Raw genomic sequence first — 17,763 nt, forward strand, 5'->3', positions numbered from 1 at the left:
CCGGCCGCGATCGCTTACATCCTTTCCATCGAATTGGTGGTGTTGATTTCCACCATTTGGTTGATGACCGGGGTGGGGTCCGCCTCCGAGTCGGACTGGTTCCGGTTCGGGGCGCTCGCGGCGGCCGTGACGGTGCACCTGACGATCGTGCGGCGGGCCGAGGAGTCGCGGCGGGACGAGTCCGCGAGCCTGTACTTCGACCTGACCTCGGTGTGGACGTTCGCCGCGGCGGTGGTGCTGCCCGCGCCGCTGGCGGTGCTGATCGTGCTGCTGCTGCGGGTGGTCACCCAGCCGATCGCGCGGCGCCAGCCCTACCGGTTCGTGTTCACCTCGACGCACATCGTGGCCAGCACGGTGCTGGCCGGGGTCGCGGTGCGCGAGGCGGGCTTCCCGCTGCTGGCCACCGGCAGGCTGCTGGGCGACCTGGGGCTGCTCGCGGTGCTGGCGCTGACCGCCGCGCTGTACTGGTTCACCCAGGTCGTGCTGATGTCCGGCGTGCTGAAGATCCTGAACCCGCGCACCCGGTTCGCGGACACGCTGGGCTCGCGCGGGGACAACATGCTGGAGGCGACCACGCTGGGCGTCGGCGCGCTGCTCGGGCTGCTGGCCGCCACGCACTGGGCCGCGCCGCTGCTGATGGTGGTGCCGGTGGTGCTGGCGAACGCGCTGCTGCACCGGGGGTCGGAGCGGCAGGCCCACCTGGAGCGGCTGCTGGCCGAGCAGGCGCAGGCGCACCAGCAGCTCACCCAGGACGCGCACACCGACTTCCGCACCGGCCTGCTGAACACGACCGGGCTCGCCGAGTTCGCGCACCGGCTGGCCGAGCGGGGCCGCATCGACGGCAAGCCGGTGACCGTGCTGGCGATCGACCTGGACCACTTCAAGCGGATCAACGACACCTGGGGGCACCCGGCGGGCAACGCGGTGCTGGCCGAGGTGGGGCGCATCCTGCGGGAGAAGCTGCGGCCGGGCGACGTGGCCGGTCGGGACGGCGGCGAGGAGTTCGTGGTCGTGCTGGCCGACACCGGGCTGGCCGAGGGCACGGCGATCGCCGAGCGGGTGCGGGAGGCGATCGGCTCGATGGTGGTGGTGACCACCGACAAGCACCGCAGCACGGTGCACCTGCGCGGGCGCGACCTGCCGGTGAGCGAGGACGGGCAGGAGGTGCGGGCGATCTCGGCGTCGATCGGGGTCGCGGTGCTGGGCGAGGGCCCGGACGCGCTGGCGCACGCCCAGCACAGCGCCGACGGGGCGCTGTACGCGGCGAAGGAGCGGGGCCGCAACCAGGTGCGGGTGGCGAACGTGGACATCGGCGGCCCGCGCCCGGCGGCGCTGGCCCGGTTGCAGGACCACGGGGTGCCGCGCACGGCCTGACCCCGGCGGTGGCGGTCCGGGCAGGGCTGATCGGCACTCGGCGTGGTGGATTCCGCCGGTGGTGCCTGGTTCGGGGGGATTGTGGTTTCGACCCATCGGGCGCTCGCTTCGCGCGACACTCTCAGGTCGTCACGGGTATCCCCCCGAACGTGGGATCAAACAGCCCGAACGCGTGATTTTCCGACGATCCGGCAGATCACGTAAATGGCGAAGGAAATCGCGGTGACGAATGCGCTCACCGGCACGCCGGGCGCGAGCGAGAACACGATGCCGCCGAGCACCGCGACCTCGGCGAACACGACCGCGAGCACGGTGGCCTTGACCGGGCTGGCGGTGATCCGGGCGGCAGCGGCGGCGGGCGTGATCATCATGGAGAGCACGAGCAGCGCGCCCACGATCTGCACGCCGAGCGCGGTGGTGATGCCGACCAGGACCGCGAACACCGGGGACAGCGCGCGCACCGGGACACCCCTGGCGAGCGCGACGTCGGGGTCGACGCTGGCGAACAGCAGCGGCCGGTAGAGCAGCGCGAGGACCACCAGCACCACGACCGCGCAGACCACCAGCACCTGCACGTCACCGGCGGGGATGCCGATGGGCTGGCCGACGAGCAGGCCCATCTTGTTGGCCGCGCGGCCGGGGTAGAGCCACAGGAACAGCACGCCGAGGCCGAGGCCGAAGGCGAGCACCGCGCCGATGACCGAGTCGCGCTCGGAGTCGCGCTGGCCGAGCAGGCCGAGCAGCAGGGCCGCGACGACGGCGCCGAGCACCGCGCCGTAGCTGACGCTGATGCCGAGCAGCAGGGCGGCGGCGCCGCCGGTGAAGGCCAGCTCGCTGGTGCCGTGGACGGCGAAGGACATCTTGCGGGTGATCACCAGCGGGCCGATGGCCCCGGCGACCAGGCCGAGGACGGCGGCGGCCAGGAGGGCCCGCTGCACGACCGGCAGCCCGATCAGCTCGGCGGTCGTGGCGAAGTCGAACAGGCTCTCCATCGTCAGTGCTCCTCGGCGTGGTGCGGCTGGTCCTCGCACACGCCGTGCGCGCCGACGACGTGGATCTGGCCGCGCACCCTGACCACCTCGACGGTGGTGCGGTACAGCTCGGACAGGGTCTCGCCGGTCATGACCTCGGCGGGTGAGCCGATCCGGAAGCGGCCGTCGACCAGGTAGAGGACGCGGTCGACCAGCGGGAGCACCGGGTTGATCTCGTGGGTGACGAACAGGACGGCGGTGTCCGAGGTGCGCCGCCGGGTGTTGATCAGCTCGCTGACCACGCGCTGGTGGGCGAGGTCGAGCGAGAGGAGCGGCTCGTCGCACAGCAGCACGGCCGGGTCGCCGACGAGGGCCTGGGCGACGCGCAGCCGCTGCTGCTCGCCGCCGGAGAGCAGGCCGACGGACCGGTCGGCGTAGCCGGTGGCGCCGACGGCCTCCAGGACCTCGTCGACGCGGCGGCGGCGCTCGGCGCGCCCGCGCAGGCCGAGGCCCCAGCGGTGGCCGTCGAGGCCGAGGCCGACCAGGTCGCGCCCGCGCAGCACGGTGGAGGTGTCCACGGGGCGCTGCTGGGGGATGTAGCCGATGGCGCGGCTGCCGCGCCCGGCAGGCGCCCCCGCGATCTCGACGCTGCCGCCGGAGAGGGGTTGCAGGCCCAGCAGGACCCGCATCAGGCTGGTCTTGCCTGACCCGTTGGGGCCGAGGACCGCGATGAACTCGCCGGGCCGCACGTCCAGGTCAAGGCCGTCCCAGAGGACGCGGTCGCCGTACGCGAGCCGGGCCGAACGCAGCGAGACCGCCCCGCGCTGGGCTGCGGGGCGGTCGGGCCTGCTGGTCTGGGTGGTCATTTCGTCCCGAGCGCGGCGGTCAGCTCGTCGACCTGCTTCGTCATCCACTCAACGTAACCCGTGACGCCTTCCGGCAGCGTCTCGGTCATGCCCACGACGGGCAGCCCGGCGGTCCCGGCCTTGGCGACCAGGTCGTTCGTGACCGCGTTCTCCGTCTGGGTGTTGTTGATCAGGGCGTTGACCTGCTTGTTCACGATCAGGTCACCGGTGGCCGCGGCGGCGGCGACGGGCACGTCGGTCTCGTTCTCGATGGCCTCGGTGAACTCGCCCGGCGTGAGGTCCTCGACGCCCGCGAGCTCCAGCAGGTAGGCGGGCACCGGCTCGGTCACGACGACCTTGGCGGGCTTGATCTGCTCCGCCTTGGCGGTGAGGCCGTCCAGGGCGACGCCGAAGTCGGCCGCGCCCTTGGTGAAGGCGTCCTTCTTGTCGGGCGCGATCGCGGAGAGCTCCTCGGCGACCTTGTCGGCGACCTTGCGGACGGTGGCCAGGTCGTACCAGACGTGCTCGTTCTCCTCCTTGCCCGAGAGGGCGAAGGCGTCGACGCGCTTGGCGGCCTGCGCGGACTCGTCGACGATCTTGTCGAAGAAGTCGTCGTAGCCGCCGCCGTTGCCGACGACGAGCTTGGCGCCCGCGACGGCGGCGATGTCGGCGGGCTTGCTCTCGAACGAGTGCGGGTCGGCGGACGGGTCGTCGATCAGGGCCTCGACCTCGACGTCGCTGCCGCCGACCGCCTTGACGACGCTGCCCCACACGTTGGTGGAGGCGACCACGGAGACGGCCCCGGCGGGGGCGTCGGCGGCGCCGGAGGAGTCGCTGCCGCCCTGGTCGGCGCTGCCGCAGGCGGTGGTGAGACCGAGCACCGCCACGGCGGTGATCAGCGTGGTGCGCACAGTCATCGGCTGACTCCTCAGGGGGACCTAAAGTGGAATGGTAACCGTTGTCGAGTTCAGTTTAGAACTCTCCGCCACCACCTTGTCCACCGGATGGGGCAAACAACACGCAGGGCCACCCCCGAACGTGGGGGTGGCCCTGCGAGGTCCTGCGGAGCGAGCGCGTCAGTCGGTCAGGCGCAGCCCGGTCTCCGGGTGGAACAGGTGCACCTCGGAGGCGTCGCGCACGCCGACCTTGACGGTCTGGCCCAGCGCGGGCGGGGTGCGGCCGTCGACGCGGACCACGAACCGCTCGGAGGAGTCGCCGATGCGGACCGCGCCGTGCAGCAGCGCGTCCGCGCCCAGCTCCTCGACCAGCTCGACGGCCATCTCCATGCCCGGCTCGGTCTCGCCGACCAGCGCCAGCGACTCGGGACGCACGCCGAAGACGACCTCGGACAGGCCCTCGCCGGAGGCGGCGTCGAGCTTGGCGCGCTCCAGCGGCACCAGCAGGCCGTCCAGCTTCGCGCCCTCGGCGGTCAGCGGCACGGTCTTCAGGTTCATGGCGGGCGAGCCCATGAAGCCCGCGACGAACGCGTTGGCAGGCTTGTCGTACAGCGCGCGCGGGGTGTCGCACTGCTGGAGCAGGCCGTCCTTGAGCACGGCGACCCGGTGGCCCATGGTCATGGCCTCGACCTGGTCGTGCGTGACGTAGATCGTGGTGGTGCCCAGGCGCTGCTGGAGGGCCGCGATGTTGGCGCGGGTCTCGACGCGGAGCTTGGCGTCCAGGTTGGACAGCGGCTCGTCCATGAGGAACACGCTGGGCTCGCGGACGATCGCGCGGCCCATCGCGACGCGCTGGCGCTGACCGCCGGAGAGCGCCTTCGGCTTGCGGTCGAGGTACTTGGTGAGGTCGAGCATGGCCGCCGCCTCGGCGACCTTCTGCTTGATCTCCTCCTTGGCGACCTTGCGCAGCTTCAGCGCGAAGCCCATGTTCTCCGCGACCGTCATGTGCGGGTACAGCGCGTAGGACTGGAACACCATCGCGATGTCCCGGCCCTTCGGCGGCACGTTGGTGACGTCCTTGCCACCGATCTTGATGGCGCCCTCGTCCACGTCCTCCAGGCCCGCGAGCATCCGCAGGGCGGTGGACTTGCCGGAACCCGACGGGCCGACCAGAACGAGGAACTCGCCGTCCGCGACGTCGAGGGACAACTCGTCGACGGCTCGCACCGGGGGGTTGCCGGAGAAGATCCGCGACGCCTTGTCGTAGGCGACCTCTGCCATAGTGGCGCACCTTTCAGTACCCGAGCTTTGCCGCAACGCTAGGCATTGCAAGCGCTTACGGGAACACCCGGACGCGAACGAATTTCACCCCTTCACCGCGCCGCCCGCCAGGCCCGACACCAGGAACCGCTGCACGAGGTAGAACACCGCGACCGCCGGGATGGCGACCAGGGTGGACGCCGCCGCCAGGTGCCCCCACTCGGTGCGGTTCTGCTGCACGAACACCTGCAGGCCCACCGCGAGGGTCTTGGACTCGTCGGCCGCCGACAGGAACGCCGAGGCGAACGCCACCTCGCCCCAGGCGGTCAGGAAGGCGTAGAACGAGGTCACCGCGAGCCCCGGCCTGGCCAGCGGCAGCACCAGCCGCCAGAACACGCCGAACGGCGAGAGCCCGTCCACCCGGCCCGCCTCGTCGATGTCGGCGGGGATGGTGTCGAAGTAGCCCTTGAGCATGTAGGTGCAGAACGGCACGGCGGTGGTGCAGTAGACCAGCACCAGGCCGAGCGCGGTGCCCTGCACGCCCAGCGCCAGCAGGGTGTTGTAGAGCGGCACGATCAGCACCGCGAACGGGAACATCTGCACGACCAGGAACGACAGCAGCAGCTTGCGCTTGCCGGGGAACCGGAAGCGGCTGGCCGCGTACCCGGCGGTGGCCGACAGGAACACCGCGAGCACCGTGGTCAGCAGCGCGATCTGCACCGAGTTGCCGAACCAGGCCAGGAAGTCGCCCTTCTCCCCGGACAGGATGCGGCCGTAGTTGTCCAGGCTGGACTCGTTGACCAGCTTGGGCGTGGTCTCGACGGCGAGCGCGTCCGGCTTGAACGAGGTGACCACGACCCAGAACACCGGGAACACCGCGATCAGCGAGGCGGTGACCAGGGCGGCGTGCAGCCCGATCGACGCGGCGCGGGAGCGCTTGGCCCTCCGGGACTCGCGCGCGGGCGTCGCGGCCCGCAGCGAAGCGGCCTCGATGGACATCACCACACCTCGCCTTGCCTGCGCAGCGCGCGCCGGTAGCCGCTCGCGAACACGAGCAGGACGGACAGGATGAGCACGCCGTAGGTGGAGGCGACGGCGTAGTCGCGGGAGGCGCCGGAGAAGAAGCGCTCGAACGCGTAGGTGATCAGCAGCCGGGTGCTCGGGTTCTGGCCGGTGATCAGGTAGACGACGGCGAACATGTTGAACGTCCAGATCACGCCCAGCAGCACGACCGTGCTGGAGACCGAGCGCAGGCCGGGCAGGGTGACGTGCCGGAAGCGCTGCCACGGGGTGGCGCCGTCGACCTCGGCCGCCTCGTACAGGTCGGCCGGGATGGACTGGAGGCCGCCGAGCAGCGAGACCATCATGAACGGCACGCCCAGCCAGACGTTCACGATCACCACGGCGACCAGCGCCCAGTTCGACTGGCCGAGCCACACCGGGTCGGGAAGGCCCAGCGCGCGCAGGACCTGGTTGATGATCCCGTACTGGGCGTTGAACATGTACTTCCAGGCGAACGCGCTGATGAACGCGGGCACCGCCCACGGCAGGATCAGCAGCACCCGGTAGACCGCGCGCCCGGCGACCTGCCGGTTGAGCAGGACGGCGAGCCCGAGGCCGATGCCGTAGTGCAGCAGCACGCAGCTGGCGGTCCACACGACGGTGCGCAGCAGGGTGGCCCAGAACGCGCCGTAGCTGGCGTCGCCGGAGAGCACGTTGAGGTAGTTGCGCAGGCCGACCCACTCGTAGGTGGCGGGCCGGTCGAGCACCGGGTTGGCGATGGACGACTCGTTGATGTCCGTGAGGGTGAAGAACACGCCTTGCGCGAGCGGGTAGAGCACCAGCACGGCGATGACCAGCACCACCGGCAGGACCATCGCGTACGCGTACCAGTGCCGGTCGAGGAACCTGCGCACCTGTGGCCTCCTAGCGCCGGGGCGCCGGGCCGCCCGCGCGGTGGCGGGCGGCCGGGCGCGGGTCAGCCGACGGTGTACTCGGGCAGGATCTGGTCCTTGTAGGCCTTGGCGACCTCGTCCAGCGCGGACTTGGCGTCCTTCTTCCCCGCGAGGAAGTCGGCGTAGGCGGTCTTGAGCGGGTCGAACAGCTGGCCGCCCTCGGGGATCCACGGCCGGGGGTGGGCCTTGGCCGCGATCGGCTCGAACGCGGCGACGACCGCGTTGGCCTTGACCTCGGCGACCTCGTAGGCGGACTTGCGGGTGGGCAGCAGGCCCAGCTCGGTGGCGATCTTGGCCTGGGACTCGGCGGAGCTCATGCAGCCGATCAGCTTGAGCGCGTTGTCCTTGGCCTTGGTGCCCTGGCGCACCACGTAGTCGTGGCCGCCGACCGGGGCGAGCCCGGCGGTGGCCTCGGTGACGCCGGGGACGGGCGCGATGCCGAGGTTGGACTCGTCGGCGAACGCGGCGCCCTCGAGGTAGTCGGGGACGGACCAGGGGCCGTTGACGACCATGGCGATCTCGCCGGAGCCGAAGCCCGCCTGCATGTTGCTGTAGGAGTTGCCCGCGTCGAGCGCGGTGGTGGCGGCCTTGGCGTCGACCAGGCCCTTGGCGGTCTCCAGGCCCTTCACGTTCTCCGGCGAGGAGACCACGATCTCCTTGGCCTCGGCGTCGACCAGGTCGCCGCCCGCGCCGTAGAGGAAGGGCAGGGCGTAGTAGGCGTCGTTGTTGACGAAGAACGCCTTCTCGCCGCCGAGCTTGACCGCCGCGGCCTTCAGCTCGTCCCAGGTCTTCGGGGGCTGCACGCCCGCGTCGGCCAGCAGCTTCTTGTTGTAGAAGAGGGCCAGCGAGTCGGTGACCTGGGGGACGCCGTAGGTCTTGCCCTCGTAGACCGTGGACCCGAGCGGGGTCTCCAGGAAGTCCGAGGTGTCCTTGACCAGGTCGGTGCCGGTCAGGTCGAGGACCAGGCCGTTCTTGGCCAGCTGCGGAACCCAGGCGACCTCGGCGCGGAACACGTCCGGGCCCTGCCCGCCCTGGGCGGCGGTCTTGTAGTTGTTGAGCGCCGCGTCGAAGGCGACGGTCTCGGTCTTGACCTGGTACCCGTCCTTGGCCGCGCAGTCCTGGGCGACCTTCGTGAAGACGGGGCTCTCGTTGGGACCGCTGGTGTCCCAGAAGACGACCTCGCTGCTCGCGCCGCCGCCGCCGGAAGAGCCACCGCAGGCGGTGAGGGCGAGGGCGGGGACTAAGCCCGCGGCCAGTGCCGTCAGGAGGGTGGTACGTCGCATCGCTGCTGTCGCCCCTCTCATCCGGCCCCGCCGGGGCGAGGCCACTGCAAGTTCTTGCGGAAGAGTTGACGCGGATTTCATACCGCTGAACTGGGAACGGTCAAGGGTCGCGGCGTAACCAAGCCGTAACGGCGGCGCGCGATCGGGGGAAACCGCAGGGGGCGTTGCAAAACCTTGCTGCGGGCGGCAGGGTGAAGCGGAGCCCTGTCTCCGGATTCCCGAAGCCCGACCCCGCCGCTTCACCCACCGCAACGAGGAGGACCGGTGCCCGGACTGGCCGAGATCGCCAGGGTCGCCGGGGTGAGCATCTCAACCGTGAGCCGCGTGCTGAACCGCCGAGCGGGGGTCAACGACGAGACCCGCCAGCGGGTGCTGGCCGTGCTGGCCGAGATGCCGTACACCCCGCGCGGGCTCGGCGCGCTGCAGCGGACCGGCGTGATCGGGCTGCTGGTGCCCGAGCTGTCGAACCCGGTGTTCCCGGCGTTCGCCGAGGCGCTGGAGGTCAGGGCGGCCCGGCTGGGCTACTCGTCGCTGCTGTGCAACACGCGGGCGTCCGGGGACGCGGCGATGGGCGAGGAGGAGTACGTCCGGATGCTGCTGGCCAGGGGCGTCGAGGGCATGGTGTTCGTCTCGCCGGAGATCACCAACGCCGAGGCGCCGCTGGGGCGGGCCGCGCGGCCGAGCTACTACTCGAAGCTGCTGGCCGACGGCGTGCACATGGTGTTCGTGAACGGGGCGACGCCCGCGCTGGACGTGCCGGACGTGACCGTGGACGAGCAGCACGCGGGGTACGCGGCGACCAGGCACCTGGTGGAGCTGGGGCACCGGCTGGTCGGGTTCGTCAGCGGGCCCGCTCGGGCGCTGCCGTCGCGGCTCAAGCGGGCCGGGTGGGCGGCGGCGCTGGAGGAGGCGGGGCTCAGCGCGGACGGCTCGCTCGTCGCGCACGGCCCGTTCGGGCCGGAGGGCGGGGCGCTCGCGGCGGCGCGGCTGCTCGACTCCGTACGGCCGACGGCGGTGATCTGCTCGTCCGATCACATGGCGATAGGGGTGCTCCGAGAGGCGCACAAGCGGGGTTTGTCCGTTCCCGGTGATCTCTCGGTGGTCGGTTTCGACGACATCCCGCTGGCCCCCTACTGCTCTCCCCCGCTCACCACTCTGGCGCAACCGATCGAGGAAATGGCGACCGCCGCGGTGGACGAACTCGTGCTGCGTTTGGACCCCGATCGGCGCAGAAGGCACAGCGCGAACTACACGAGAGTGTTCCGGCCTCGCCTTGTTGTTCGAGAATCAACAGCATCGCCCGAATAACCACATTGGTCTGGACCACTGTACTGATCAGTAACGTATGTTGACCTGCGGCGACGAAATGGTAAAGGGACGCAGATCACGCCCACTTCTGTAAGTGCTTCTGAACCGTTACGGTCACTCCATGGCGCGGTCGATGCATGTGCGACGCCCGGCGACGTTGGCCTCTCTGGCCGCGGAGCTGGGGGTTTCCCGGACAACGGTGTCCAACGCGTACAACCGTCCCGACCAGCTCTCGCCGGAGCTGCGACGCCGGGTGTTGGAGACAGCGAGGCGACTTGGATATCCCGGCCCCGATCCGGTGGCCAGATCACTGCGCACGCGCAAAGCGGGGGCGGTCGGTCTGCTGCTGACCGAGAACCTCTCCTACGCGTTCCGGGACCCGGCGGCGATCGGATTCCTGGAAGGGCTCGCGCTGGCGTGCGAGACGGCCGGGCAGGGGCTCCTGCTCGTGCCCGCCAACCCCGAGCGCGAGGACGTGGCGGCCGTGCACCGGGCCGGGGTGGACGGCTTCGTCGTCTACTCGGTGCCCGACGACGACCCGCACCTCGCGGCGGTCCTGGAGCGGCCCGTGCCGACCGTCGTGTGCGACCAGCCCGACCTGGCCGACGTCGACCGCGTGGGCATCGACGACCGGGCCGCGATGCACCAGCTCGCGCAGCACCTGATCGCGCTGGGGCACCGGCGGGTCGGCGTGGTGTGCATGAGGCTGGCCCGCGACCGCAACGACGGGTTCGTCCCGCTGTCGCGGCAGGAGTCGGCGCACTTCCACGTGCAGCGGTCGCGGGTGAGCGGGCTGCGGCAGGCGTTCACCGAGGTCGGGGTCGACTGGGCCTCGGTGCCGGTGGTGGAGCGGTTCGACCACACGATCGCGCAAGGCGCCTCGGCGGCGGCCCAGGTCCTCGACCGGGACCCGCAGATCACGGCGCTGATCTGCACCTCGGACATACTGGCCCTCGGCGCGCTGCAGGAGGCCGAGCGGCGCGGCCTGCGGGTGCCCGCGGACCTCACGGTGACCGGGTTCGACGGCATCCGGGAGGCCGAGCAGGCCGGGCTGACCACGGTGCGGCAGCCGGTGCTGGAGAAGGGCCGCGCGGCGGGCAAGCTGCTGATGGAGGTCGGCGAGCGCACCAAGCCCAGGACCGTGACGCTGGAGACCGAGCTGATCACCGGCACGACGGCGGCCGAGCCCAGGACGATCGCCGAGGAGCGGTGGTTCGGGCACTGACGGGTGGGGCGCTCGCTTCGCGGCGAGCGCCCGGCCGACGAGGCTGACCGCGCCGGGCTCAACCGCGCCTGCCCGACCGCGCCGGTCTCAACCACGCCAGGCTCGACCGCGCCTGCCCAACCGCGCCGGTCCCAACCACGCCAGGCTCAACCACACCAGGCTCAACCACACCGGTCCCAACCGCGCCGGGATCAGCCGATCCGGAGTCAGCCGATCCAGGGTCAGCCGATCCGGAACACCTCGGGCTCGGACGAGCGGTCGCCCACGCGCGCGAGGAGCAGGTAGTCCCCGGCGCCCAGCCGGGTGCGCGGGCCGCAGCCCGGCGCCGACGTCGTCCCCGGCCACTTCAGGCCGAACTCGAACACCTCGCCCGGCTTCATCACCCTGACCTCCGAGCCCTCCGCCGACAGGCAGTCGTTCGACGACCACAGCCGCGTCGCGCCGTCCGGTGAGGTCACCACCAGCTCGCGCACCGCGCGCCCGATCTCGCGCGTGCAGGGCAGCTGCCCGGTGTTGGTCACCGCGATCCGGAAGTCCGCGTGCTCCCCCACCGCGTGCTGCTCCTTGCCCAGCACGGCCCGCACCAGGACGGCCGCGTCGGCGCACGGCTGCGGCGGCCCCGGCGGCGGTTCGGGCGGCGGCGGTTCGGCGGAACCGGATGGCACTCCCCCGGCGGAACCGTCGGCGGGCCCTTCGGCGGACCCCGTAGTCGCGGGCGGGGCGGACCCCGCAGTCGAACCGGCGGACGCGGCGCCCGCCTCGGCCAGCACCAGGCCCTCGACGAGCGGGGGCGGGCTGGACTCGGACGTGGCAGCGGCCGGGGCGCCCTGCGGGGCGGAGCGGCCGAGCACCGCGCCCGTGCCCCACACCGCCGCGACCAGCGCCAGCGCGGCCCCGCCGACGGCGAGTGCCCTGCGGCGCCAGTACACCGAGGCCGGGAGGGGCCGGGACGACCAGCTCACGTCCCCGACGCTAGCGAAGGCTGGCGCGAAAACCCCGGAGGGCGGCGGTCGCACGATGCGGTGAATCACACCTTCCGCTTGCCCAGCGGTGCCACCACCGGTTCCAATCTGCCTGCGAAGCACCACGACACGGAAGGCGTGCCGAAGCGATGACCGCGATCGACGAGCTGCTCCGCCGGAACGAGGAGCTGGGGAACATCGTCCCCGGCGACCGCTCCTCCCCCATGCCCTCGATGCAGGTGACGATCCTGACCTGCATGGACTCCCGGATCAGGGTCTTCGAGATCTTCGGGCTGAAGCAGGGCGAGGCGCACGTGCTGCGCAACGCGGGCGGGGTCGTCACCGACGACATGATCCGCTCGCTGGCGCTGAGCCAGCGCAAGCTCGGCACCAGGGAGGTGCTGCTGGTGCACCACACCAACTGCGGCCTCGAACTGGTCACCGAGGACGCCTTCAAGGACGAGCTGGAGACCGACTCCGGGATGCGCCCGCCGTGGTCGGTGGAGGCGTTCCGCGAGGTGAAGGACAGCGTGCGCGGCTCGGTGAACCGGGTGCGCAACAGCCCGTACCTGATCCACAAGGACACCGTGCGCGGGTTCGTCTACGACGTGCGCACCGGGGTGCTCACCGAGGTGATCTGACGGGGCGCTCCGACGGGGGCGCTCCGACGGGGGCGCTCCGACGGGCGAGGCGGCGGGCGACGAGGCCCGCCGCCGGGTCCTGCCACACTGGCGGCACCATGAGCCGCACGACGAGTCCCACCACGAGCCGCGCGACGAACCGGACCGCGAGCGCCACCACCGCCACCGCCGCAGCGGGCGCTGCCGAGGACGCCGCCAAGCCGGAGAGCGCCCACCTTCCCCCGTCGGTGCTGAACACCTGGTTCGCCGCCACCGCGCGCGACCTGCCCTGGCGCGACCCCGAGTGCACCGCCTGGGGCGTCCTGGTCAGCGAGATCATGCTCCAGCAGACCCCCGTCGCCCGCGTCGAGCCGATCTGGCGGGTCTGGCTGGACAAGTGGCCGAGGCCCAGCGACATGGCCGCCGCCTCCCAGGGCGAGGTGCTGCGCATGTGGGGCAAGCTCGGCTACCCGCGCCGCGCCCTGCGCCTGCACGCCGCCGCGCAGGCCGTCGCCGCCGAGCACGACGACGTCGTCCCGGACGACGTGGACACCCTGCTCGCCCTGCCCGGCATCGGCGCGTACACCGCGCGGGCCGTCGCCGCCTTCGCCTACGGCCGCCGCTGCCCGGTGGTGGACACCAACGTCCGCCGCGTCGTGGCGCGCGCCGTGCACGGGGCCGGGGACGCGGGCCCGCCGTCGACCACCAGGGACCTGCGGGACGTCGAGGCGCTGCTGCCCGAGGACGAGGCGTCCGCCGCGACCTACTCGGCGGCGCTGATGGAGCTGGGCGCGCTGGTGTGCACGGCCAGGACCCCGCGCTGCTCGGCGTGCCCGGTGCTCGGCTCCTGCCAGTGGCAGCGCAACGGGCGGCCCGCGTACGACGGCCCGGCGAAGGCGGTGCAGAAGTTCGCGGGCACCGACCGGCAGGTGCGCGGGCGGCTGCTGGACGTGCTGCGCGGCACGTCCGAGCCGGTCGCCAAGGAGGTGCTGGACCGGGCCTGGTCGGACGCGGGCCAGCGGGACCGGTGCCTGCACTCGCTGCTGGTGGACGGGCTGGTCGAGCAGACCGCAGCCGGGCTGTTCGCGCTGCCCGGTGAGCACGAGTGAGCGGCGGGGGCTCCTGATGCACGCGCTGGTGGTGCTGTTCGACGAGGAGGCCGACTCGGCGGTCCGGGCGCTGTGGCGCAGGCTCGGCGCGACCTCCGAGTTCCCGCCGCACGTCACCTGGGCGTCGGCGACCGCGATCGGCCCGAAGGCGCGCGCCGAGCTGGCCGCCGACCTGGAGCACCTGTGGCTGCCCGACCTGTGGCTGCGCACCCTGGGCACCTCGGCCGAGTCGGAGCAGTCCCTCGACCTGACCGCCGTCGTGGACGCCGAGCTGCTGGCCGTGCACTCGGCGATCCACGACGTGCTGGCGGGTCGGGTGCGCAACCCGACCGCCCGGCACCTGCCCGGCTCGTGGACGCCGCGCTGCACCCTGCTCAAGGGCGAGCCCGCCGAGGTGTCGGCGGCGTTCGCGAAGGTCAACCCGGTGCCGCCGATCAGGGCGCGGGTGCGCGAGCTGTCCGTCCTGGACACTCAGACCGGCGGGTTGAGCCCGCTCAAGAAGGCTTCCACGGCACCCCGGTAGACGTCGGGGGCCTCGTCGTGGACGACGTGCCCCGACTCGGGAACGAGCAGGTGCGCGCCGCCGGTGCGGCGCGCCACCTCGGCCTGCTGGCCGGGTCCGAGCGGGTGCAGCCCGGCCTCGACGGCCAGCACCGGGCAGGAGACCGCGTCCACCACGTCCCAGTAGGCCCGCTGCCCCCACTCGGCGGCGATCTCGTACAGGTCCTCCAGCTGGGCGATGAGGTGGTAGCCGTCGCCGCGCTCCTCGAACATCTCCTCCACGCCCTGGACGTCCACGACGGACCGGACGTGGGCCAGCGACTGGAACGGCACCGGCCAGGCGTCGAAGTACCAGCGCCAGTCGTCGACGGACTTGCCCCGGTTGTCCGGCACGAAGTCCTCCGCGACGACGGCGCGCACCAGGTCCGGTCGCGCGGCGGCGAGCGCGAGCCCGTGCAGCGCCCCCATCGAGTGACCTAAGACCACGCACGGGCCCAGCCCGAGCCGTTCCACGAGCGCCTCCGCGTCGGCCACGAAGTCCTCGGTGCGGAACGGCCCGCGCTGCGGGTTCCGCCCGTGGCCGCGCGCGTCGTAGGCCACGACGCGGCCGTGCGCGGTCAGCCAGCGGGCCACCTTCCACCAGGTGGTCGCCCTGCTCATCAGGCCGTGCACCAGCAGGATGCCCTGCCCCTGTCCCCCGAACTCGATGACGCTCATGCGTGCATCATGTCCGCATGGCCATCAGCCCCAGGGCCCGCCCTTACCTCCTGATCACCGCTGTCGCGCTGCTCGTCGCCGGTCTGCTGGTCGTGCGCCTGCCCGACGGGTCGGACACCGCGCGGGAGAGCCCGACGGCTCCCGCGCCCGCGTCGACGCCCGCCGTGGTGGGGCAGCGGGGCGGGGCGGGCGCGGGCGACCCGTACTACCCGGAGGACGGGAACACCGGCTACGACGTGGCCGGGTACGACGTGTCCATCGGCTACGACCCGGCGACCGGCCACCTGGACGGGGTGGCGCGGGTGACCGCGAAGGCCACCGCCGACCTGGTGTCGTTCAACCTGGACCTGCACGCGCTGGAGGTCTCCTCGGTCGAGGTCGGGGGCGAGGGCGCCGGGTTCGCCCGCGAGGGCGAGCAGGAGCTGGTGATCACGCCCGCGACGCCGCTGCGGTCGGGGGCCGAGTTCACCGCCGTGATCGCCTACTCGGGTGAGCCGCAGTCGTTGCAGGACCCGGTGCTGGGCACGAACGGGTGGCAGGCGTCCCAGTCCGGCGGGGCGTTCGCGGCGGGTGAGCCGCACTCGGCGACCACCTGGTACCCGGCCAACGACACCCCGCGCGACAAGGCCTCGTTCGCGCTGAGCGCGCGGGTGCCTGACGGCTGGTCGGCGGTGTCGATCGGGCTGGAGAGGGGCTCGACCAGCGAGGGCGGCTGGACCACGTTCCGGTGGGAGCACCCGGAGCCGGTGGCGACCTACCTGACGACCGTGGCGATCGACCGGTGGGAGTTCGAGCGGGGCGCGCTGCCGGACGGGACGCCGGTGGTGAACGCGTACGCGCCGGGCGCGGAGGCGGCGCGGGCGCACGGGGAGGAGCTGCCGTCGGTGCTGGCGTTCCTGGCCGACCGGTTCGGGCCCTACCCGTTCGACGCGGCGGGCGGCATCTACCTGTCGGACCGGATCGGGTTCTCGCTGGAGACGCAGACCCGGCCGATCTACGCGGCGTGGGCGGACCTGGAGACGGTGGTGCACGAGAACGCGCACCAGTGGTTCGGCAACGCGGTCACCCTGGAGAGCTGGGCGGACATCTGCCTGAACGAGTGCTTCGCCAGCTACTCGACCTGGCTGTGGGCCGAGTCGCTGGGCGCGGACCTGGACGCGGACTACCGGGCCGAGGTCGAGAAGTGGCGCGGCAACACCGGGTACTGGTCGCGGAAGCTGTACGACATGGGGCGCGGCAACGAGTTCCGGGGCGTCTACGACAAGGGCCAGCTGGCGGTGCACGCGCTGCGCGCGCGGATCGGCGACGAGGCGTTCGACCGGGTGCTGAAGGGCTGGATCTCCGAGCACCGGGGCGCGAACGCGTCGTGGCCGGAGTTCGAGTCCCACGTGGAGCGGGTGTCCGGGCAGGACCTGTCGGCGTTCTTCCAGGCCTGGTTCCGGGGTGACGCGATCCCCCCGGACGAGCACCTGTGGCCGGGCGGCCTGCGCGGTTAGGGTGGCGGCATGGCGGTTGTGAAGATCAATGCGATCCACGTGCCCGAGGGCTCCGGCCCCGAACTGGAGAAGCGGTTCGAGGCGCGGCTGCGCGCGGTGGACCAGGAGCCCGGCTTCCAGGGCTTCCAGCTGCTGCGCCCGGTCGCGGGCGACTCGCGGTACTTCGTGGTGACCCACTGGGCCGACGAGGAGTCGTTCGACAACTGGCGCAAGGGCCGCGCCGAGGCCGCGCACGCGGGCGAGCGGGCCAAGCCGGTGGCCACGGGCGCGGACCTGCTGGAGTTCGAGGTCGTGCTGGAGTCGTGGCCTGAGCGCGGCTGACCGGGCGGCCCGGCTGGTCTCGGGGGCGGGCGCGCTGCTGGTGTGCGCGGGCGCCGGGATGGGGGTGGACTCCGGTCTGCCCGACTTCCGGGGGCACGCGGGCTTCTGGCGCGCCTACCCGCCCTACGAGCGGCTCGGGCTGGGCTTCGAGGAGATCGCGGACCCGGTGCACTTCGCGCGCGACCCGGAGTTCGCCTGGGGGTTCTACGGGCACCGGCTGGCGCTGTACCGGGCGACCGCGCCGCACGCCGGGTTCGAGGTGCTGCGGCGGCTGGGGGCGCGGGCGTTCACGTCCAACGTGGACGGCCAGTTCCAGCTGGCCGGGTTCGCGGGCGTGGCCGAGGTGCACGGGTCGATCCACCACCTGCAGTGCCAGGCGCCCTGCTCCGACGACGTGTGGTCGGCGGACGGGGTGGAGGTCGAGGTCGACCCTGGGACGATGCGCGCGGTGTCGCCGCTGCCGACGTGCCCCCGGTGCGGCGGGGTGGCGCGGCCGAACATCCTGATGTTCGGGGACTCGTCGTGGGTGGGGCACCGGACCAGGGCGCAGTTGGCAGACCTGGCGGCGTGGCGGCGGTCGGCCGGTTCCGGGCTGGTGGTGCTGGAGCTGGGGGCCGGGACGGCGGTGCCCACGGTGCGGCGGTACGCGGAGCTGTCGAGCGCGGCGACCGGGGCGCTGGTGCGGGTGAACCCGCGCGAGGCGGACGTGCGGCACGGGCGCGGGATCGCGGTGCCGGAGACGGCGCTGGAGTTCCTGAACCGGTTGGCGGACGCCACCTCCGGGTGAGCGCCCGGTGAGCGCGCCGGGCGCGGTCCGGCGCCGGTTGATCCGGCGCCGGTTGATCCGGCACCGGTCAATCCGGCACCGGACAATCCGGCACCGGACAATCCGGCACCGGTCAGTCCGGCACCGGACAATC

The 17,763-nt window shown here is 72.4% G+C and carries 18 protein-coding genes; 9 read left to right on the forward strand and 9 right to left on the reverse strand.

The window, feature by feature from the left end; all coding sequences use genetic code 11:
• Window positions 1–63 precede the first annotated feature (63 nt).
• Entirely contained in the window at window positions 64–1,374 is a 1,311-nt protein-coding gene (locus LV78_RS24445) for a GGDEF domain-containing protein (protein ID WP_253847947.1), read from the forward strand.
• Between the two features lie 155 nt (window positions 1,375–1,529).
• Here the strand turns inward: LV78_RS24445 and LV78_RS24450 are convergent, their stop codons facing one another.
• From LV78_RS24450 to LV78_RS24480, 7 genes are all read right to left on the reverse strand, one after another.
• Window positions 1,530–2,366: a metal ABC transporter permease gene (locus tag LV78_RS24450; protein ID WP_253847948.1), complete on the reverse strand. Its 837-nt coding sequence runs from the start codon at window positions 2,364–2,366 to the stop codon at window positions 1,530–1,532.
• Between the two features lie 2 nt (window positions 2,367–2,368).
• On the reverse strand, window positions 2,369–3,211 hold the full coding sequence (locus LV78_RS24455; RefSeq protein ID WP_253847949.1) for a metal ABC transporter ATP-binding protein: 843 nt from the start codon (window positions 3,209–3,211) through the stop codon (window positions 2,369–2,371).
• Window positions 3,208–4,107 (reverse strand): metal ABC transporter solute-binding protein, Zn/Mn family, encoded by a 900-nt coding sequence (locus LV78_RS24460; RefSeq protein WP_253847950.1) that lies wholly within the window; start codon window positions 4,105–4,107, stop codon window positions 3,208–3,210. Before LV78_RS24460 ends, LV78_RS24455 begins: the two co-directional genes overlap by 4 nt.
• A gap of 159 nt (window positions 4,108–4,266) precedes the next feature.
• Window positions 4,267–5,367 carry an ABC transporter ATP-binding protein gene (locus tag LV78_RS24465; RefSeq protein ID WP_253847951.1) on the reverse strand — a complete coding sequence of 367 codons (1,101 nt, stop codon included), beginning with the start codon at window positions 5,365–5,367 and terminating at the stop codon, window positions 4,267–4,269.
• Between the two features lie 84 nt (window positions 5,368–5,451).
• A complete protein-coding gene (locus LV78_RS24470; protein ID WP_253847952.1) occupies window positions 5,452–6,345 on the reverse strand; it encodes a sugar ABC transporter permease in 894 nt (297 codons plus the stop codon).
• Window positions 6,345–7,262, reverse strand: coding sequence for a carbohydrate ABC transporter permease (locus tag LV78_RS24475; protein ID WP_372494990.1), 918 nt, complete (start codon window positions 7,260–7,262; stop codon window positions 6,345–6,347). The genes LV78_RS24470 and LV78_RS24475 overlap by 1 nt, the downstream gene beginning before the upstream one ends.
• Window positions 7,263–7,324: 62 nt before the next feature.
• On the reverse strand, window positions 7,325–8,584 hold the full coding sequence (locus LV78_RS24480; RefSeq protein WP_253847953.1) for an extracellular solute-binding protein: 1,260 nt from the start codon (window positions 8,582–8,584) through the stop codon (window positions 7,325–7,327).
• A 264-nt stretch (window positions 8,585–8,848) separates the two neighbouring features.
• On the opposite strand from LV78_RS24480, the gene LV78_RS24485 reads away from it, so the two are divergent.
• Together LV78_RS24485 and LV78_RS24490 are read left to right on the forward strand one after the other, a co-directional pair.
• Window positions 8,849–9,892 (forward strand): LacI family DNA-binding transcriptional regulator, encoded by a 1,044-nt coding sequence (locus tag LV78_RS24485; RefSeq protein WP_253847954.1) that lies wholly within the window; start codon window positions 8,849–8,851, stop codon window positions 9,890–9,892.
• Window positions 9,893–10,013: 121 nt separating this feature from the next.
• On the forward strand, window positions 10,014–11,117 hold the full coding sequence (locus LV78_RS24490; RefSeq protein WP_253847955.1) for a LacI family DNA-binding transcriptional regulator: 1,104 nt from the start codon (window positions 10,014–10,016) through the stop codon (window positions 11,115–11,117).
• A 221-nt stretch (window positions 11,118–11,338) separates the two neighbouring features.
• Here LV78_RS24490 and LV78_RS24495 read toward each other — a convergent pair whose 3' ends face one another.
• Window positions 11,339–12,079, reverse strand: a complete 741-nt coding sequence (locus tag LV78_RS24495; protein WP_253847956.1) for a hypothetical protein — start codon at window positions 12,077–12,079, stop codon at window positions 11,339–11,341.
• A gap of 149 nt (window positions 12,080–12,228) precedes the next feature.
• Here LV78_RS24495 and LV78_RS24500 point away from each other — a divergent pair, with 149 nt between their 5' ends.
• The 3 genes from LV78_RS24500 (at window position 12,229) to LV78_RS24510 (ending at window position 14,331) form a co-directional block, all read left to right on the forward strand.
• Window positions 12,229–12,720 carry a beta-class carbonic anhydrase gene (locus LV78_RS24500; protein WP_253847957.1) on the forward strand — a complete coding sequence of 164 codons (492 nt, stop codon included), beginning with the start codon at window positions 12,229–12,231 and terminating at the stop codon, window positions 12,718–12,720.
• Window positions 12,721–12,818: 98 nt separating this feature from the next.
• Complete coding sequence (locus tag LV78_RS24505) at window positions 12,819–13,808, forward strand: iron-sulfur binding domain-containing protein (RefSeq protein WP_253847958.1); 990 nt, start codon at window positions 12,819–12,821, stop codon at window positions 13,806–13,808.
• A complete protein-coding gene (locus tag LV78_RS24510) occupies window positions 13,795–14,331 on the forward strand; it encodes a 2'-5' RNA ligase family protein (protein WP_253847959.1) in 537 nt (178 codons plus the stop codon). Before LV78_RS24505 ends, LV78_RS24510 begins: the two co-directional genes overlap by 14 nt.
• Here LV78_RS24510 and LV78_RS24515 read toward each other — a convergent pair.
• Window positions 14,280–15,026 carry an alpha/beta fold hydrolase gene (locus LV78_RS24515; RefSeq protein WP_253847960.1) on the reverse strand — a complete coding sequence of 249 codons (747 nt, stop codon included), beginning with the start codon at window positions 15,024–15,026 and terminating at the stop codon, window positions 14,280–14,282. The two genes, LV78_RS24510 and LV78_RS24515, sit on opposite strands and share 52 nt — an antisense overlap.
• 17 nt (window positions 15,027–15,043) lie before the next feature.
• On the opposite strand from LV78_RS24515, the gene LV78_RS24520 reads away from it, so the two are divergent.
• From LV78_RS24520 to LV78_RS24530, 3 genes are read left to right on the forward strand one after another with little or no spacing between them, the layout of a single operon-like run.
• The gene (locus LV78_RS24520; protein ID WP_253847961.1) at window positions 15,044–16,522 is read left to right on the forward strand and encodes a M1 family metallopeptidase; all 1,479 of its coding nucleotides are present in this window, start codon (window positions 15,044–15,046) and stop codon (window positions 16,520–16,522) included.
• A gap of 9 nt (window positions 16,523–16,531) precedes the next feature.
• Window positions 16,532–16,843: an antibiotic biosynthesis monooxygenase family protein gene (locus LV78_RS24525; protein ID WP_253847962.1), complete on the forward strand. Its 312-nt coding sequence runs from the start codon at window positions 16,532–16,534 to the stop codon at window positions 16,841–16,843.
• Window positions 16,830–17,630: an SIR2 family NAD-dependent protein deacylase gene (locus tag LV78_RS24530; RefSeq protein WP_253848104.1), complete on the forward strand. Its 801-nt coding sequence runs from the start codon at window positions 16,830–16,832 to the stop codon at window positions 17,628–17,630. The genes LV78_RS24525 and LV78_RS24530 overlap by 14 nt, the downstream gene beginning before the upstream one ends.
• The last annotated feature ends 133 nt before the right edge of the window (window positions 17,631–17,763 follow it).

This window comes from Actinosynnema pretiosum (assembly GCF_024171695.1).
In the GTDB taxonomy this organism is placed as follows: Bacteria; Actinomycetota; Actinomycetes; order Mycobacteriales; family Pseudonocardiaceae; genus Actinosynnema; species Actinosynnema pretiosum.

Bases quoted from the DNA above. Each gene is read 5' to 3' on its own strand.
- LV78_RS24515 (WP_253847960.1), bottom strand. From the start codon at position 15,026: ATGAGCGTCATCGAGTTCGGGGGACAGGGGCAGGGCATCCTGCTGGTG.
- LV78_RS24480 (WP_253847953.1), bottom strand. From the start codon at position 8,584: ATGCGACGTACCACCCTCCTGACGGCACTGGCCGCGGGCTTAGTCCCC.
- LV78_RS24520 (WP_253847961.1), top strand. From the start codon at position 15,044: ATGGCCATCAGCCCCAGGGCCCGCCCTTACCTCCTGATCACCGCTGTC.
- LV78_RS24490 (WP_253847955.1), top strand. From the start codon at position 10,014: ATGGCGCGGTCGATGCATGTGCGACGCCCGGCGACGTTGGCCTCTCTG.
- LV78_RS24450 (WP_253847948.1), bottom strand. From the start codon at position 2,366: ATGGAGAGCCTGTTCGACTTCGCCACGACCGCCGAGCTGATCGGGCTG.
- LV78_RS24525 (WP_253847962.1), top strand. From the start codon at position 16,532: ATGGCGGTTGTGAAGATCAATGCGATCCACGTGCCCGAGGGCTCCGGC.
- LV78_RS24465 (WP_253847951.1), bottom strand. From the start codon at position 5,367: ATGGCAGAGGTCGCCTACGACAAGGCGTCGCGGATCTTCTCCGGCAAC.
- LV78_RS24470 (WP_253847952.1), bottom strand. From the start codon at position 6,345: ATGTCCATCGAGGCCGCTTCGCTGCGGGCCGCGACGCCCGCGCGCGAG.
- LV78_RS24505 (WP_253847958.1), top strand. From the start codon at position 12,819: ATGAGCCGCACGACGAGTCCCACCACGAGCCGCGCGACGAACCGGACC.
- LV78_RS24500 (WP_253847957.1), top strand. From the start codon at position 12,229: ATGACCGCGATCGACGAGCTGCTCCGCCGGAACGAGGAGCTGGGGAAC.
- LV78_RS24445 (WP_253847947.1), top strand. From the start codon at position 64: ATGACCGGGGTGGGGTCCGCCTCCGAGTCGGACTGGTTCCGGTTCGGG.
- LV78_RS24460 (WP_253847950.1), bottom strand. From the start codon at position 4,107: ATGACTGTGCGCACCACGCTGATCACCGCCGTGGCGGTGCTCGGTCTC.
- LV78_RS24455 (WP_253847949.1), bottom strand. From the start codon at position 3,211: ATGACCACCCAGACCAGCAGGCCCGACCGCCCCGCAGCCCAGCGCGGG.